The sequence below is a fragment of the Nonomuraea sp. NPDC051941 genome, assembly GCF_044593615.1.
The window spans coordinates 24,399-39,117 of sequence record NZ_JBIUCF010000047.1 but is presented as its reverse complement, the minus strand read 5'-3'; the positions used below and the strand labels follow the sequence as shown (position 1 = coordinate 39,117).

17 protein-coding genes are annotated in these 14,719 nt (G+C 70.6%); 10 read left to right on the top strand and 7 right to left on the bottom strand.

Annotation, left to right across the window (positions count from 1 at the left end):
* Nucleotides 1-109: 109 nt before the first annotated feature.
* The 3 genes from ACIHFD_RS51835 to ACIHFD_RS51825 form a co-directional block, all read right to left on the bottom strand.
* A complete protein-coding gene (locus ACIHFD_RS51835; RefSeq protein ID WP_355197206.1) occupies nt 110-886 on the bottom strand; it encodes a methyltransferase domain-containing protein in 777 nt (258 codons plus the stop codon).
* Nucleotides 887-988: 102 nt separating this feature from the next.
* Complete coding sequence (locus ACIHFD_RS51830; protein ID WP_397373197.1) at nt 989-2,059, bottom strand: ABC transporter substrate-binding protein; 1,071 nt, start codon at nt 2,057-2,059, stop codon at nt 989-991.
* A 17-nt stretch (nt 2,060-2,076) separates the two neighbouring features.
* On the bottom strand, nt 2,077-2,307 hold the full coding sequence (locus ACIHFD_RS51825) for a hypothetical protein (RefSeq protein ID WP_364242039.1): 231 nt from the start codon (nt 2,305-2,307) through the stop codon (nt 2,077-2,079).
* Between the two features lie 105 nt (nt 2,308-2,412).
* Here ACIHFD_RS51825 and fdxA point away from each other — a divergent pair, with 105 nt between their 5' ends.
* The 3 genes from fdxA to ACIHFD_RS51810 all read left to right on the top strand — a co-directional run bounded on the left by fdxA (nt 2,413) and on the right by ACIHFD_RS51810 (nt 4,766).
* Complete coding sequence (gene fdxA / locus ACIHFD_RS51820) at nt 2,413-2,739, top strand: ferredoxin (RefSeq protein ID WP_080047500.1); 327 nt, start codon at nt 2,413-2,415, stop codon at nt 2,737-2,739.
* Nucleotides 2,740-2,947: 208 nt separating this feature from the next.
* Nucleotides 2,948-4,018 (top strand): succinyldiaminopimelate transaminase, encoded by a 1,071-nt coding sequence (dapC, locus tag ACIHFD_RS51815; RefSeq protein WP_350725514.1) that lies wholly within the window; start codon nt 2,948-2,950, stop codon nt 4,016-4,018.
* Between the two features lie 91 nt (nt 4,019-4,109).
* Nucleotides 4,110-4,766 (top strand): DUF4178 domain-containing protein, encoded by a 657-nt coding sequence (locus tag ACIHFD_RS51810; protein ID WP_397373196.1) that lies wholly within the window; start codon nt 4,110-4,112, stop codon nt 4,764-4,766.
* Between the two features lie 6 nt (nt 4,767-4,772).
* Here ACIHFD_RS51810 and ACIHFD_RS51805 read toward each other — a convergent pair whose 3' ends face one another.
* On the bottom strand, nt 4,773-5,594 hold the full coding sequence (locus ACIHFD_RS51805; protein ID WP_397373195.1) for a hypothetical protein: 822 nt from the start codon (nt 5,592-5,594) through the stop codon (nt 4,773-4,775).
* A gap of 38 nt (nt 5,595-5,632) precedes the next feature.
* On the opposite strand from ACIHFD_RS51805, the gene ACIHFD_RS51800 reads away from it, so the two are divergent.
* The 6 genes from ACIHFD_RS51800 (at nt 5,633) to ACIHFD_RS51775 (ending at nt 10,520) form a co-directional block, all read left to right on the top strand.
* Nucleotides 5,633-6,466 (top strand): 2,3,4,5-tetrahydropyridine-2,6-dicarboxylate N-succinyltransferase, encoded by an 834-nt coding sequence (locus ACIHFD_RS51800; protein WP_319709156.1) that lies wholly within the window; start codon nt 5,633-5,635, stop codon nt 6,464-6,466.
* Nucleotides 6,466-7,521, top strand: a complete 1,056-nt coding sequence (gene dapE, locus ACIHFD_RS51795) for a succinyl-diaminopimelate desuccinylase (protein WP_397373193.1) — start codon at nt 6,466-6,468, stop codon at nt 7,519-7,521. Before ACIHFD_RS51800 ends, dapE begins: the two co-directional genes overlap by 1 nt.
* Before the next feature lie 201 nt (nt 7,522-7,722).
* Nucleotides 7,723-8,520, top strand: a complete 798-nt coding sequence (locus tag ACIHFD_RS51790; RefSeq protein WP_397373192.1) for a TIGR00730 family Rossman fold protein — start codon at nt 7,723-7,725, stop codon at nt 8,518-8,520.
* Between the two features lie 11 nt (nt 8,521-8,531).
* On the top strand, nt 8,532-9,116 hold the full coding sequence (locus ACIHFD_RS51785) for a TIGR00730 family Rossman fold protein (protein WP_350725504.1): 585 nt from the start codon (nt 8,532-8,534) through the stop codon (nt 9,114-9,116).
* 82 nt (nt 9,117-9,198) lie between these two features.
* The gene (locus ACIHFD_RS51780) at nt 9,199-9,969 is read left to right on the top strand and encodes a hypothetical protein (RefSeq protein WP_397373191.1); all 771 of its coding nucleotides are present in this window, start codon (nt 9,199-9,201) and stop codon (nt 9,967-9,969) included.
* A 29-nt stretch (nt 9,970-9,998) separates the two neighbouring features.
* Entirely contained in the window at nt 9,999-10,520 is a 522-nt protein-coding gene (locus ACIHFD_RS51775; protein WP_397373245.1) for a DNA-3-methyladenine glycosylase I, read from the top strand.
* Here the strand turns inward: ACIHFD_RS51775 and ACIHFD_RS51770 are convergent.
* From ACIHFD_RS51770 to ACIHFD_RS51760, 3 genes are read right to left on the bottom strand one after another with little or no spacing between them, the layout of a single operon-like run.
* Nucleotides 10,480-12,783 (bottom strand): polysaccharide lyase 8 family protein, encoded by a 2,304-nt coding sequence (locus ACIHFD_RS51770; RefSeq protein WP_397373190.1) that lies wholly within the window; start codon nt 12,781-12,783, stop codon nt 10,480-10,482. The two genes, ACIHFD_RS51775 and ACIHFD_RS51770, sit on opposite strands and share 41 nt — an antisense overlap.
* Nucleotides 12,780-13,556 (bottom strand): enoyl-CoA hydratase-related protein, encoded by a 777-nt coding sequence (locus ACIHFD_RS51765; protein ID WP_397373189.1) that lies wholly within the window; start codon nt 13,554-13,556, stop codon nt 12,780-12,782. The genes ACIHFD_RS51770 and ACIHFD_RS51765 overlap by 4 nt, the downstream gene beginning before the upstream one ends.
* The gene (locus ACIHFD_RS51760) at nt 13,553-14,350 is read right to left on the bottom strand and encodes a PaaX family transcriptional regulator C-terminal domain-containing protein (protein WP_355197185.1); all 798 of its coding nucleotides are present in this window, start codon (nt 14,348-14,350) and stop codon (nt 13,553-13,555) included. The genes ACIHFD_RS51765 and ACIHFD_RS51760 overlap by 4 nt, the downstream gene beginning before the upstream one ends.
* A gap of 160 nt (nt 14,351-14,510) precedes the next feature.
* Between ACIHFD_RS51760 and ACIHFD_RS51755 the strand changes: the two genes are divergently transcribed.
* Nucleotides 14,511-14,678, top strand: a complete 168-nt coding sequence (locus ACIHFD_RS51755; RefSeq protein ID WP_020545024.1) for a DUF3117 domain-containing protein — start codon at nt 14,511-14,513, stop codon at nt 14,676-14,678.
* Nucleotides 14,679-14,719 lie beyond the last annotated feature (41 nt).

The following is a 14,719-nucleotide window of genomic DNA, read 5'->3' as shown; positions in this document are numbered from 1 at the left end:
CCGTTCACCAGCCCCTCACGCCGCCGCCGCAGCGGTGCAGCCATAATCTCGCCGCCCACGGAACAGACCATAGTCCGGCAAATCAGCCCTACGCATCATGTACAACGCATCAACGCCGAACAGCGGCAAAGCGGAGACGCACGTAGTCGGCCATCCAGCCAGTCTCCCTGCGAAGCGCGGGCGCGGCCAACTCGTTCACACGATGAAGCAGGGGCTCCACGATCTCCGGCGGGAGTCCTTCGAGCACCGACGAGGCGAACATGCGCACCCAGTCGGCGGCCCCGCCGGGGCACTCGTCCAGGGGGGTCGGCCGGTCGAAGTATTCCAGCAGCCTGACCACGAACCCCTCCTGCTCGAGGCGGCGGGCGTACTCGGCAGGCGAGGGAAAGTACCACGGAAGATCGGGTTCGCGCAGGCCGTACTCGCGCCAGGCCGTCAGCATCGCGGCGGTCAGCTCGGCGCAGTTGCCGGCCCCGCCCATTTCGGCGACGAAACGCCCGCCGGGCGTCAGCGCCTCGCGCACGCGCGCGATCACCAGCCCGGGGTCGCGGCTCATCCAGTGCAGCGCCGCGTTGGAGAACACCGCGTCGTACGGGTTCACGACGTTGAAGTCGTGCCCGTCGCCGACGATGAAGTTGATCCCCGGGTACTGCGCGAGGGCCTTCTCGATCATCGCGGGGGAGCCGTCGATGCCCAGCACGTCCGCGCCCCTGAAGGCGATCTGCGAGGTGAGCACGCCCGTGCCGCAGCCGAGGTCGAGCACCCGCTCGCCGGGCCGCGGATCCAGCAGGTCGACCAGTGGCGCGCCCTGAGTGGAGACGTAGCCGAAGCTGCTGTCGTAGGCGCGACTGTTCCACCGCTCCAAGCTCGGTGTGTCATATCGCAAGACGATCAGCTCACATTCGATCAGACAACGGGCCCCCCTGGCCGTGCTGTCTGCTCACTTTAGAGCCTGAACGTCCCTACGACATATCAAGTCACATCGGGCTCATCCGACACTCTTCGTCCATTCCCGGCTGAGATACGCCTTCGCCGCGTCTGCCTGCGGGATTGTCATGAGGACCGGCGGGCCCGGAGCCTTGGGAAGTTTCGCGGCCTGCTCGGCGTCGAGCGTGCCCTTCATGAGCATCGCCTCACTGCGCGCCGGGCGGGCGAAACCCTTCTGGAAGAGGTTCTGGCCCTCGTTCGAGAACAGGAACTCCTGCCAGAGGCGGGCCGCGGCCGGATGCGGGGCCGCCTTGCTGATGGCCTGCATGTGGAAGCCGCCGAGCGGCGCGTCCTTGGGGATCGTGACCTTCCACGCGTCGGAGTGGGCGGCGCTGCGGGCCGCGTTCAGGTGGTCCCAGGCGATGACCGTGTTGGCCTTGGCCAGGTCGGTGAGCCGCCCGGCCTGCTTGAGCTTGGCGAACAGCGCCACCCCCTGCGACGGCTGCGGCACGCCCGAGCGCATGGAGGCGGCCATCACGCCGTCGAACGCCCCGTCCGAGCGCAGCGGGTCGCCGTCGAGCGCGACCCGGTAGCCGGGATTGAGCAGGTCGGCGAAGGAGGCGGGGGGTTTGACCTCGCGCGGGTCGTACCCGATGGACATGAAGCCGCCGTAGGCGGCGTACCAGGCGCCGGACGGGTCCTTGACGTCGTCGGGCAGGTCCTGCCAGCCCTGCACCTTGTACGGGGCGAACCGGTCGGCCCCGGAGACGGCCACGTCCAGGGTCAGGTCGAAGACGTCGGGCTTGAGCTGCGCGGCGGCGTCGAGCTCGCGCTTGCTGCCGGCGGCCGGCTCCAGTTCGTTGACCTTGAGCCCGTACTTGTCGGCGAACGTCTCGATGATCTCGCCGTAGTTCACCCAGTCGTGGGGCAGCGCGATCACGTTGAGCTGGCCCTCACGCTTGGCGGCCTCGACCAGCCGGTCCATGGTGGCGAAGCCGGCCTTCATGGAGCTCGCCTGGACGTTGACCGGCGGCAGATTCTTGGGCTGGGAAGAGGTGGAGTGGGTGGACGACGCGCCGCATCCGGCGCTGGCGAGGATGGCTGCTACGGCGGCGCAGGTACGTACGGTCACACAACGAATACTTACCGTTACATTCGTTCAGGTCGAGGAGGCGCGGCCGGAACGACCTTGGCGGCCACCAGCGTCTCCTCCGGGATCTCCACCACCGTGCCGTCTCGTTTGCGAACTTTGAGTAGTCCGTCCTCCCACGACACGAGGATGCCCACCGCATCTCGAAATCCCCCGGGAACGCGCCTACGGGTGGTGATGCGTGCGCCTATATCCTGATTTGTGATCGCGATGATGAGACGTGCGGCCACGACTTTGCCACCCTCCGTTTCGGCCAGCTGGCAAGCACGGCAATACTAGGGCGTAGCAAACCGCGGTCAGAGACATGCCATGGTGCGGAGAAGAAGGAGCTCGAGGTGACCTACGTCATCGCGCAGCCTTGCGTGGACGTCCTGGACAAGGCGTGCATCGAGGAGTGCCCCGTCGATTGCATCTACGAGGGCGAGCGCATGCTTTACATCCACCCCGACGAGTGCGTGGACTGCGGCGCGTGTGAGCCTGTATGCCCCGTCGAGGCGATTTTCTATGAGGACGACCTTCCCGAGCAGTGGAAGGACTTCTACAAGGCGAACGTGGACTTCTTCGAGGACCTCGGCTCGCCCGGTGGAGCCTCGAAGGTCGGGAAGATCGACAAGGACCACCCAGTGGTGGCCGCCCTGCCGCCGCAGGGTGAGGACCACTAGCCGATCCTGTCACGCCGGGTACGGGGGCATCCGGGCCGGATGCGCCCCGTCGGCGTGCGCTTTTTGAGTACGGGCGAGGGAGCGCCGTCGCCTGGACTGAGGAGCGGCGGGAGCGTAGCGACCAGAGCGACGAGGGAAGGCGACGGCTCCCCAGCGACCGAGTCGCCTCACGAAGTGAGGCCATGAACACGCACAACCCTGGAGAACCGTGAACAAGTTGCCCGACTTCCCCTGGGACCGGCTGGAGCCGTACAAGGAGCGCGCGCTCGCACATCCCGACGGCATCGTCGATCTCTCGATCGGCACGCCCGTCGATCCCGTGCCGCAGATCGTCCAGGACGCTCTCGCGCAGGCGGCCGACAGCCCCGGCTACCCCTTCACGCACGGCACCAAGGCGCTGCGCGAGGCGGCGGCCGGGTGGCTGCGGCGCAGGCACGGCGTCTCCGTCGACCAGCAGGACGTGCTCCCGCTGATCGGCTCAAAGGAGTTCGTCGCCTGGCTGCCCACCTACCTGGGCGCCGGGCGGGTGGTCTTCCCCGAGCTGGCCTACCCCACCTACGACGTGGGCGCCCGGCTGGCCGGAGCGGTGGGCACGGCCTCCGACAGCACGCTCGCGCTCGGCCCCGAGCGCGTCGACCTGATCTGGGTCAACTCCCCGGGCAACCCCACGGGCCGGGTGCTGCCCGCCGAACACCTGCGCAAGGTGGTCTCCTGGGCCCGTGAGCGCGGCGCCGTCGTGGCCTCCGACGAGTGCTACATCGAGCTCGGCTGGGAAGAGGAGCCGATCTCGATCCTCCATCCCGACGTCTGCGGCGGCTCCCACGAGGGGTTGCTCGCGGTCCACTCGCTCTCCAAGCGCTCCAACCTGGCCGGCTACCGCGCCGGGTTCGTGACGGGAGATCCCGTCCTGGTCAAGCGACTGCTGGAGACGCGCAAGCACGCCGGCATGATCATGCCCCAGCCCGTACAGGCCGCCATGACGGTCGCGTTCGGCGACGACGAGCATGCCGACCTGCAGCGCGAGCGGTACGCCGCCCGCCGTGCCCTGCTGCGGCCCGCGCTGGAGCGGGCGGGGTGGCACATCGACCATTCGACGGCCGGTCTCTACTTCTGGGCGTCGAACGGGCAGAGCGCCTGGGATCAGGTCGGGAAGCTTTCCGAAATCGGCATTTTGGTCGCGCCCGGCGAGTTCTACGGATCGGCAGGTGAGCGGCACATCCGCATCGCGGTTACCGCGACTGATGAGCGGATCGGTGCGGCGGTGCGCCGCCTCCAGTAGGATCGCGCGTCATAGCCGGGCAATCCGGCTGACACGCATAAATTGATAAGGGCTTTTGCCGAGGCAGACCGCGAGTGGAGCGAGCTGATCGATGAGCATGACCTCCATGGTCGTACTCGGGCTGAGCATCGCCACCGTCCTTCTGTTGCTTGGGGCTTTTCTGGCCACCATGCGGCAGGACAGGAAGGGCCGTACGAGCGCGCCGCCGGTCGAGGTCGCCCCCATCGAGACCCCGCTGCCGGCGCCGGTGAGCGCGCCCGGGCATGCCGGCACCGACTACACCGACCCTCGCACGATCCGGGTCGGCGACCGGATCGAGGTGCATGGATCTCCCCGCCGGGTGCTCGGCGCGTTGTTCGTCTCCTGGCAGGGGCAGCAGTGGGTCGAATACCTCCTCCGGGACAGCGCCCGCCACTTCCAGTGGCTCTCCGTCGAGGCGCACGAGGGTGATACGCCCCATCTGGAGGTCCAGCTCTGGACGGACGTGCCCACGCAGGGGATGGTTCCGGCCAAGAGCACGCTGGTGATGGAGGGCGTGGAGTTCTCCCCGATCGAGCGGGGCACGGCGGCGTTCCGGAGCGAGGGCGACACCGGCCATCCTGACCGGGGCCTGCTGGACTTCGCGGACTATCGCGCCTCGGACGGGCGGTTGCTGTCGTTCGAACGCATCCAGGGGCAGTCGTGGACGGCCAGTTACGCCCAGCCCCTGCCGCCGGGCTCCATCACCATCGTCCGCCGCGCCTCCTGACCCTGCTCAGGAGAGCTCGACCTGGGTGGTGCCGGCCTTGCCGGCGGTCTGCCAGTTCTCGAGCTTGTCGTCGTTCTTCCACGTCGCCCCCGCGTACCCGACCTGGCGCAGCGCGTACTTCTGCGAGAAGGACACCGACCAGGCGGCGATCAGCCAGCCGCGCCGCTCCGAGGTGACGGCCGTGCTGCCGAGAGCCCTGGCCAGCTGCTTGCGGGCCTCGGCGGTACGGGGCTGCGGCGCCGGGGTCTTCTTGCCCGGCGGGTACCAGCAGTGGACGGCGCGCGGGACACGCCCGGTGAAGGCGGCGGCGAGCAGTTTGGCCTCCGGCTCGTGCTGCGCGTACGCGTAGCCGCCCGCCGAGCGCTGCACCTCCTGGGCCGCTTCGGCCACCGGGAGCTTGCGGTAGTTCTTGACCTTCTCCAGCGCGGCGAAGAACTTGTTCGTGGCGTAGACGGGGTCCATGATCTGCTTCTTGGTGCCCCAGCCCTGCGACTCCCGCTGCTGGAACACACCCACCGAGTCACGGTCACCGTCGGGGAGGTTGTAGATCTTGGACTCCTGCAGCGCCGTGGCGTACGCGATCACGAGGGCCCGCTCGGGCAGCCGGCGGCGGGCCGCGACGGCCGCGATGGTGGCGGAGATCTCGGCCTGCTCGAAGTCGAGCTCGCGCTCGCCGAGCGGGGTGCGCACGGTGCAGTGCGGCTCCGGCGCCACCGCCAGCGGCTTGGTCTTCTTCAGCAGGTTGAAGAGCCCCACGGAGATGCCCACGGCGAGCACGACGACGATGATCGCGATGGTGATGACTCCACGGGAGAAGCGCAGGCGCACCCTGAAGAACCTACCCGTGGCGGATAAGCTCCGTGGCCATGAGTGACGTGAGCACCACCTCACCGATTTCCCCGGTGGTGGACGAGTTGTGGGAGCGCCGGGCGGAGCTGTCGCCGGCCGACGCCGAGGCGCGCCGGCTGATCGTCGGCGCCGTCGACCTGCTCGACAGGGGCGAGGCCAGGGCCGCGCGCCTGGAGGGTGGCGAGGTGGTCGTGGACGAACGCGCCAAACGGGCCATCCTGCTCAGCTTCAAGGTGCTCGGCATGGCGCGCTCGCAGGTGGGCGACTTCCAGCACCACGACCGGGTCCCGCTCAAGAGCTCGCTCGACGGCGTGCGCGTGGTGCCCGGCGCGATCGCCCGCTGGGGCTCGTACCTGGCGCCCGGGGTGGTGCTGATGCCGTCGTTCACGAACATCGGCGCGTACGTGGACGAGGGGACCATGGTGGACACCTGGGCCACCGTCGGCTCGTGCGCGCAGATCGGGAAGAACGTCCACCTGTCGGGCGGGGCGGGCATCGGCGGCGTGCTGGAGCCGCCCAACGCCGTGCCGGTCGTCGTCGGGGACGGCGCGCTGATCGGCAGCCGCTCGATGATCGTCGAGGGCGCCCGGGTCGGCGAGGGCGCGGTCGTCGGCGCCGGGACGATCCTGTCCGGCTCGATCCCGGTGATCGACGTGCAGACCGGCGAGGAGCTGGCGCGCGGCCACGTCCCCGCGTGGTGCGTGGCCGTCGGCGGCACCCGGCAGAAGGAGTTCCCCGGCGGCACGTTCGGCCTGCCGTGCGTGCTGGTGCTCAAGCGCCTGGAGCCGGGGCAGCGACACGACAAGGCGGCGCTCAACGACGTGCTGCGCGAACACGGAGTGAACACCTGATGCTTGATCTCACGCAGGACGTACGCGCGCTGACCGCGGCGATCGTGGACATCGAGTCGGTGAGCGGCGACGAGCGGGCGCTGGCCGACGCGGTCGAGCGGGCGCTGTCCGCGCTGCCGCACCTCAAGGTCGACCGGTCGGGCGAGACGGTCGTGGCCCGCACCGAGCTGGGCCGGTCCGAGCGGGTGCTGATAGCCGGGCACCTCGACACCGTCCCCATCGCCGGCAACCTGCCCAGCCGGGTGGAGGGCGACCTCCTCTACGGGTGCGGCACGTCCGACATGAAGGCCGGCGTGGCGGTCGCGCTCAAGCTGGCGGCCACCGTCCCCGCTCCGAACAAGGACGTCACGTACGTCTTCTACGACTGCGAGGAGGTCGAGGCCGAGCGCAACGGCCTCAACCGCGTGGCCAGGGACCACCCCGACTGGCTGGCGGCCGACTTCGCGGTGCTCATGGAGCCGACCGACGGGACGATCGAGGGCGGCTGCCAGGGCACGCTGCGCGCCGAGGTCACCGTCAGGGGCAAGCGGGCCCACAGCGCCAGGTCGTGGTTCGGGGTCAACGCCATTCACGGGATCGAGCCGGTCCTGGCCAGGCTGAACGCGTACGAGGCGCGGCTGCCGGTGGTCGACGGCCTCGAATACCACGAGGGCCTGAACGCGGTCGGCGTCCGGGGCGGGGTCGCGGGCAACGTCATCCCCGACCTGTGTGTGGTGTCCGTCAACTACCGGTTCGCTCCCGATCTGACGATCGAGCAGGCGCAGGAGCACGTACGCGAGGTCTTCGACGGGTTCGAGGTGAGCTTCGTCGACGCCGCGCCCGGGGCCAGGCCGGGGCTGACGCACCCGGTGGCGGCGGCCTTCACCGAGGCGGTCGGCGGCACGCCGCGCGCCAAGCTGGGCTGGACGGACGTCGCCCGCTTCTCCGCGCTGGGGGTGCCCGCCGTGAACTACGGGCCCGGGGATCCGAACCTGGCGCACCAGCAGGGCGAGTACGTGTCGCTGTCGAAGATCGTCGAGAGCGAGCGGGCCATGCTCAACTGGCTCACAAAATGAAAGTGGCCTTCCTCGCCGGCCATTTGGCGGGGAAGACCACTTTCAGTCCCGAGCAGCACCCTCGTGCAGTTAGACGCAGGGGGGTCGAAATACGGTTCCCTGGTTTTTCCAAGATTTTTTAGAGGCTGGGTTCACCGGTCTGACCTGCGGTGTTCGCGCTCAGGACGCCCATCTCGCCCGAAGAGGGCTAGCGTGACCAGCATGGAACAGTCACGTCCTGAACGCCGTCAGGGCCAGGCGGTCGTACGCGGCCGCCTGGTGCCCAGCTCCACGCACGACCAGCGCCTGCTCGCCCGCCAGGGGCCCTCTGACTGGGTCCACATGGACCCGTGGCGGGTGCTGCGGATCCAGGCCGAGTTCGTGGAGGGGTTCGGCCAGCTCGCCGAGCTGCCGCCGGCGGTCACGGTCTTCGGCTCGGCGCGCACCGGGGACGGGGCGCCCGACTACCGGCAGGGCCGCGCGCTCGGCCAGGCGCTGGCCGAGGCGGGCTACGCGGTCATCACCGGCGGCGGCCCGGGTGTCATGGAGGCCGCCAACCGGGGTGCGAGCGAGGTGGACGGCGCGATGTCGGTCGGGCTCGGCATCGAGCTCCCGTTCGAGCAGAGCATGAACGACTATGTCGACCTCGGCATCGAGTTCCGCTACTTCTTCGTGCGCAAGACGATGTTCGTCAAGTACTCGTGCGGCTTCATCGCCCTGCCCGGCGGCTTCGGCACGCTGGACGAGCTGTTCGAGGCGCTGACGCTGGTGCAGACCCACAAGGTCACCTCCTTCCCCGTGGTCCTGATGGGCTCGGAGTTCTGGGGCGGGCTGCTCGACTGGATCAAGAGCACCCTGCTCGGCACCGGCAAGATCGCCGCCCAGGACCTCGACCTGATCACCCTCACCGACGACGTGGACGAGGCCGTGCGCATCATCGTGGACGCCGACCTGGCCCGCTCCAGGCAGCGCGAAGAGGAGCTGGAAGCCGCCGCGGCCCAGTACGCCGAGCCCCAGTAGGCTTCCTGGATGTGAATATCTGCGTCTACTGCGCCTCCAGCCTGAACATCGACAAGAAGTACATCGATCTGGCCGGACACGTGGGCGCCGAGCTCGCCAAGCGGGGGCACACCCTGGTGAGCGGCGGCGCCACGGTCTCCTGCATGGGCGCGGTCGGCTCGGCCGTCCGGGCGGGCGGCGGCCGCACGATCGGCGTGATCCCGCAGGTGCTGGTGGACGTCGAGGTGGCGGACGAGGAGTCGGACGAGCTGATCGTCACCACCGACATGCGCGAGCGCAAGGGGATCATGGACGCCCGCTCCGACGCGTTCCTCGTGCTGCCCGGCGGCATCGGCACGCTGGAGGAGCTCTTCGAGATCTGGACCGCGCGGGTGCTCGGCATCCACGACCGGCCCCTGGTGATCCTCGACCCCTGGGGTCTGTACGACCCGCTCAAGCAGCTGATGAACCACCTGTACGACGAGGGCTTCACCCGGCCCGACGTCTTCGACGCGATCTCGTGGACCTCCACGGTGGAGGAGGCGTTCGCCCACCTGGAGGCGCGTCCGCAGCCGGTTCGGCCCAGCGTCGCCGAACTCGGCGAGGCGGTCGGCTGACCGGCGCGCTCACCGCCCGGAGACGCACGGACTGCGGCAAGTGCGGGACCTCATGCCCCGATGGTGTGAGTACGATGCCAATGTGCTGGTCATTCTCGCCATCGCCGCCATCGCCATCTTGGCGTGTGTGGTCTTGGTCTCCCTCGGTAGGGGCGGTGAGCTGACCGAGTTCCCGCCGGATGTGCCGCCTCTCGACCTGCCCGAGCCCGGACAGTTGACGGCGGTCGACTTCATGGCGCTCCAACTTCCGGTCAATCTGGTCGGCTATCACACGGCGAGCGTCGACGAGACCCTGCGCAGGGCCGCCAACGCGATCAGCGCGCGTGACACGCGGATCGCGGTGCTGGAGCAGCGGGTCTCCGAGCTGCTGTCGAGCCGGTTGCACGCGCGCCAGGAGATCTACGCCGCGCCCGGGGCGGGGCTGCGTACCGACCACGCCCCGGAGGCCCCGGCGGTGGCGCGCGAGCTGCCGGAGTCCGGCGATCCCGTGGAGGTGAGCGGCGCCACGGTGTCCTGGGACGGCACGCCGGATCTGCGGCGGGCGCCGGAGGACCCGGAGTGGCGGATCCCGCCGGGCGACGGCGAGCCCGCCTCGGAGGCCGCTCCGGACGAGCAGGCCCAGGCGGAGTCTCCCGACGGCGAGACCGCAGCGGCCGAAACCGCAGCGGCCGAAACCGCAGCGGCCGAGGAGGCCGCCGCCGTTGTGGAGCCCTCCGTCGATGAGAAGCCGGACGAGAAGCTCGACGAGACCGTCGGGGACGACGTGGTCTCCGAGCCGGTGGGCGAGTCCAAGGACGGCGCGGAGACCACGCAGGCCGCGCCACTGGCCAAGGACGGGGACGGGCGCCCGTGACCGAGCTGATCCGGTGCTCCTGGACGGGCATGGCGGGCAACGCGGCCTACATCGCCTACCACGACGACGAGTGGGGCCGCCCGCTCACGGGCGACGACGCGGTCTTCGAGCGCGTGGCCCTGGAGGCGTTCCAGTCGGGCCTGTCGTGGCTGACGATCCTGCGCAAGCGGGAGAACTTCCGCGCGGCCTTCGACCGGTTCTCGATCGTCAAGGTGGCCGCGTACACCGAGCAGGACGTGGAGCGCCTGCTCGGCGACGAGGGCATCGTGCGCAACCGGGCCAAGATCGAGGCCGTGGTCGGCAACGCCAAGGCCGCCATCGACCTTTCCGAGGGCCTGTCGGACCTGGTGTGGCGCTACGCCGACCCGGAGGCCCCCGTGCCGAAGAGCATGGCCGACGTGCCCGCCACCACGCCCGGCTCCAAGGCGCTGGCCAAGGAGCTGAAGAAGCACGGCTTCAGGTTCGTCGGCCCGACCACGGCCTACGCGTTGATGCAGGCCATCGGCCTGGTCAACGATCACATCGAGGGCTGCGTGGCCCGTTCGCGCTGAGCTCGAAGGTGTGGGTCGCGCCGAGTGACCCGCCGAGCTCGACGGTCACGGCGGTCGTCTCCCCGGCCCGCGCCGTGACGGTGTCGTCGGCCCTGATGAGCCCGCCCAGCGGGTGGTCGAACGTGATCGTCACGACGTCCACCGTCCGGCTCGGGTCGGCCACCGCCACGGCCACCCGCCCGCCGGCCCGCCGCACGATCACCACGCACGGCGCGTCCACCGCGATCTCCCCGACGGTCCCGGCCGTCCAGAACACGGCCGCGAGCAGCCCCCGCGCCCGCACGGCCTGCAGCTCGGCGGTGTTGGCGGCCACCCGCACGGGACGCCGCCCGCGGTACCTGCGGGTCTGCTCGCGCGCCGCGCCCGGCAGCACCGTGTACGCGTAGGAGGCGTTCACGGGGTCGATGCCGTGGTCGATCCAGAGGCTCGCGTAACGCCGCGTGACGGGCTCGACCGCGCCGCCGGTGTCGTCGCCCGCGTTGATGTCGCGCCACCTGCCCGTACGCGTCTCCACGGCGCACTGAGCGCCGTCCAGCACATAGCCCGCGACTCCGGGCAGGTGCGCCCAGCCGTCGCCGACGTGCGGCCGCGCGTCCGTGGCCCGGTTCTCCACCACGGTCACCACCCCGCGCCCGTCCGAGCCGGTGATGCCGCTGCCGAGCGCCACCACGGCCGCGTCGAGGAAGAACCACGACTTGCGCGCCCGCAGGCCCGCGCCCTCGCTCGTCAGCTCCATGACGGCGGCCCCGTACCGGCCGTCGAGCACCGCGCCGCCGGCCCACGCGCCGGGCGGGCAGTGGGCGCGGAAGGAGAGGTCCGCGCGCTCGCGGTCGTCGACGGTGGTCCCGGGCAGCCGGTACGGGTCCACCGTCGGCCAGAAGCCCTCGCCGAACTGGCCCAGGTCGCTCGTGTAGAGGTAGGTCATGCCGTCGCCGGTGTACCAGCCGTGCAGGTTCTCGCCGTTGATCGCCTCGTACGCGGCGATCCGGCGCGACGAGAGGCTGAGCGCGAACGACCAGGTGGGCCGCCGGTGCACGATCCGGTCCATCGAGGGGAACACGAAGTGCCCGACGGGCCCGGGAGCGGCCTCGACGTTCACGTCGCGCAGCAGCGCGACCGCCCGCCGGGTATCCGGCACGTCCGCGTGCTCCAGGTAGGGGCGGGCCTTGCCACGTTCGATCCACCCCTTGGCCAGCTCCCGGAAGCGGCCGGCGTACGGCTCGGGCGCGCTCTGGGCCAGCAGCAGGACGGCGCCGATCAGGCCATGGCCGGCCACGGCGTCGGAGAACGCCTGCCGCGTGGCCGCCCGCCCCCTGACCGTGTCCATCAGCAGCCCGTCATGGACGAACGGCGCGTACGACCGCTCGACCGCGTCCAGGACCACGGGCAGGCCCGGATCGCGGACCTGCCACGGCGAACCGTCCAGGAGCGCGAGCGCCTCGGCGACCGCGATGATCAGAGACAGGCCGTAGGAGCCGGTGTACGCGACGCACTCGTGCTGGATGAACGACCCGTCGCGGTAGAAGCCGTCGCCGGACTCGACATGGCGGAAGACGCTCCTGAGCCCGCCGTCGCGCACGTCCGACAGGCCGTCGCGGGCCAGCGCCAGCTTGTCCGCGCTGCGCCCCGCGATGCCGCGGAAGGCGACGATGGAGGCCTTGTCGGCCCGGTTGGCGCCGCTCTCGCCCGCCTGCGGGTTGCCGGTCCTTCGGTCGGCATCCGGGCAGAACCGGTCCACGGCCGTCAGGTAGGCGTCGAGCCTGGCCGCGTCGAGCCGGTCGCCGAGCAGCACGCACAACCGGGTCAGGTGGGCGGGCGTGCCGATCTCCCAGAACCACCAGTTGCCCGTCTCGGGGAGCCGCTCGTTGTAGTGGTGCTCGTGGAGCACATCGAGCGCGTCCACCACCCGGGCCGCGACGGCGTCGTCGCCGTGCTGCGCGGTGCCGGGCGTGGCCCAGGCCGTGGTGATCCGCCGAAGGCGGCCGTAGCTGCCTGTGACGTTGCCGGGGCCGCCGGCGGGCGGCAGGTCCGGCCAGAGCGTTCCGGGCGCCATCGAGGCCAGCAGGCCGCCTGCGGTCCCGCTCAGCCTGGCCAGCGGCCCGGCGTAGACCGGATCGGAGACGTCGATCCCGCCGCCGGTGAGCAGGCCGAGCGCGCCCGCGCGGAGAACATCGAACGCGGGCCCGCCTCCGGCGGCGGCTTCCTGCGCGGCCGTCTCCTGCGCGGCCGGGTTCTGCGCGGCCGGGTCCGGTGCGGACGTCACTCGGCGCGGAACGTCGGGCGTTCCTTGGCGAGGAAGGCGCGGGTGGCGTTCAGGTGATCCAGGGTGGCGGCGCATTCGTCCTGGAGGTCGGCCTCCATGACGAGCGAGTCGGGCAGCGAGTGGGTCGCGGCGTAGGCCAGCGCCCGCTTGGTGGCGGCGTAGGCGAGGGTCGGGCCGTGCGCGAGGCGTACGGCCAGCTCGTGGGCGGTCTTCAGGACGTCGTCGGCGGGCACCACGCGCGTGACCAGGCCCAGCTCCAGCGCCCGGGCCGCGTCGAGCGGCTCGCCGAGCAGCAGCAGCTCGGCCGCGCGGCCCCGGCCGACCAGGCGCTGCAGCGTCCAGGAGGCGCCCGAGTCGGGCGCCAGGCCGATGCCGGCGAACGCCAGCGCGAACTTCGCCTTCTCCGAGGCCACCCGCAGGTCGCAGGCGAAGGCCAGGGACGCGCCCGCGCCCGCGGCGACGCCGTTGACCGCGGCCACCACCGGCTTGGCCATGGTGGTGATCAGCTCCACGATCGGGTTGTAGTGGACGCGGACCGTGTCGGCCAGGCCGCGGCCCGCCTCCAGGTTGCCGGCGTGCTCGCGCAGATCCTGGCCCGCGCAGAAGGCCCGGCCCGAGCCGGTCAGCAGCACGGCCCTGATCGCGGCGTCGCCCGCCGCGCGGCGCAGCGCGTCGAGGAGCGCGTCCTTGGTCTCGGCGGTCAGCGAGTTCATGGCGTCGGGGCGGTCGAGCGTGATGGTGGCGACCGTGTCGGCCACGTCATAGCGGATCAAAGTAACTCCCTCTCGACGAACGCGGCGGCCGCGGGCAGCAGCCGGGCGGCCTCCTGCTCGAAGTACGCCCTGGCCTTCTCGCCCGGCCAGCCCGCGGGCAGCAGCTCCGGCGGCAGGCCCGGGTCGCGGAACAGGAAGTTGCGCCAGCCGTGCACGAGCCTGCTCCTGGTGGCGAACACCTGGTCCGCCGGTGCTCTCTCGGGCAGCGTGCTGATCAGCGTGACAGCCTCGGCGAGCCAGTGCTCGTACGCCTCGCCGATGGCGGTCAGATCCCACGCCCTGGCAACCAGCTCCCGCGGGTCGCCCTCCAGCGCCGAGTCGAACCTGTCGGCCCGCACCCCCTCGCCGTCGAGCAGGTTGTCCAGCTCGATCGAGGATCGTGGACCGATCCACGTCGTCTCGGACAAGGACGCGTACCCGAGGAAGGCCAGGTCGGCCCTGAGCCGCTCCCTGCGCGGCCGCTCCTTCACCGGCGCGAAGACGATCACGTGCCACCGGCCGTGCCAGGTCAGCGTCCCGGCTCGGTAAATTCTGAGCGCGGCCTCGTCCAGGCGCCGGCCGCATTTCGGGGTCAGTCCGTAGCCGGCTCCCTGCGGCAGTTTCACCGGCCGCAGCCACCCTTGGCGCACCATTCGTGACACAGCGGTGCGGACGGCGGGAGGGGCTATTTCCAGGGGTTTCATGAGCCTTACGAGCGAGGCGACGGACGCCTGTCCACCGCGCGAGCGCAGGTGGTCTCCATAGAGATCGAACAGAGCGGCGCGAGCGTGCACGAAGTCCAGTTTGGACGCCATCGCACGGCTCGACAACGCATTCTGGGAGGAGATCGTTACCCATGAGCGCTCTCGATGCGGGAGAATAGGACATCACAGAAGACGTGAATGCGCCGACCACCCCCCACGGGCGGTCGGAAATCGCGGGCCGCGGGAGCCCAAGGCAGGAAGGGATGCACGCATGGCGGCGATGAAGCCGCGGACCGGCGATGGTCCGCTCGAGGTCACCAAGGAAGGGCGCGGCATTGTCATGCGGGTCCCCCTGGAGGGTGGCGGCCGGCTCGTCGTGGAGATTTCCGCCGACGAGGCGAAGGCGCTCGGCGAGGCGTTGAAGAACGTCGTCGGCTGAGAGCTCCCGAAAGACCACCTTTTCCACGACCCTGGCGTAAT

Coding starts and splice junctions, on each gene's coding strand:
- ACIHFD_RS51800 (WP_319709156.1), top strand. CDS start 5,633: ATGAGTGACGTGAGCACCACCTCACCGATTTCCCCGGTGGTGGACGAG.
- dapE (WP_397373193.1), top strand. CDS start 6,466: ATGCTTGATCTCACGCAGGACGTACGCGCGCTGACCGCGGCGATCGTG.
- ACIHFD_RS51775 (WP_397373245.1), top strand. CDS start 9,999: ATGGCGGGCAACGCGGCCTACATCGCCTACCACGACGACGAGTGGGGC.
- ACIHFD_RS51790 (WP_397373192.1), top strand. CDS start 7,723: ATGGAACAGTCACGTCCTGAACGCCGTCAGGGCCAGGCGGTCGTACGC.
- ACIHFD_RS51760 (WP_355197185.1), bottom strand. CDS start 14,350: ATGGCGTCCAAACTGGACTTCGTGCACGCTCGCGCCGCTCTGTTCGAT.
- ACIHFD_RS51755 (WP_020545024.1), top strand. CDS start 14,511: ATGGCGGCGATGAAGCCGCGGACCGGCGATGGTCCGCTCGAGGTCACC.
- ACIHFD_RS51810 (WP_397373196.1), top strand. CDS start 4,110: ATGAGCATGACCTCCATGGTCGTACTCGGGCTGAGCATCGCCACCGTC.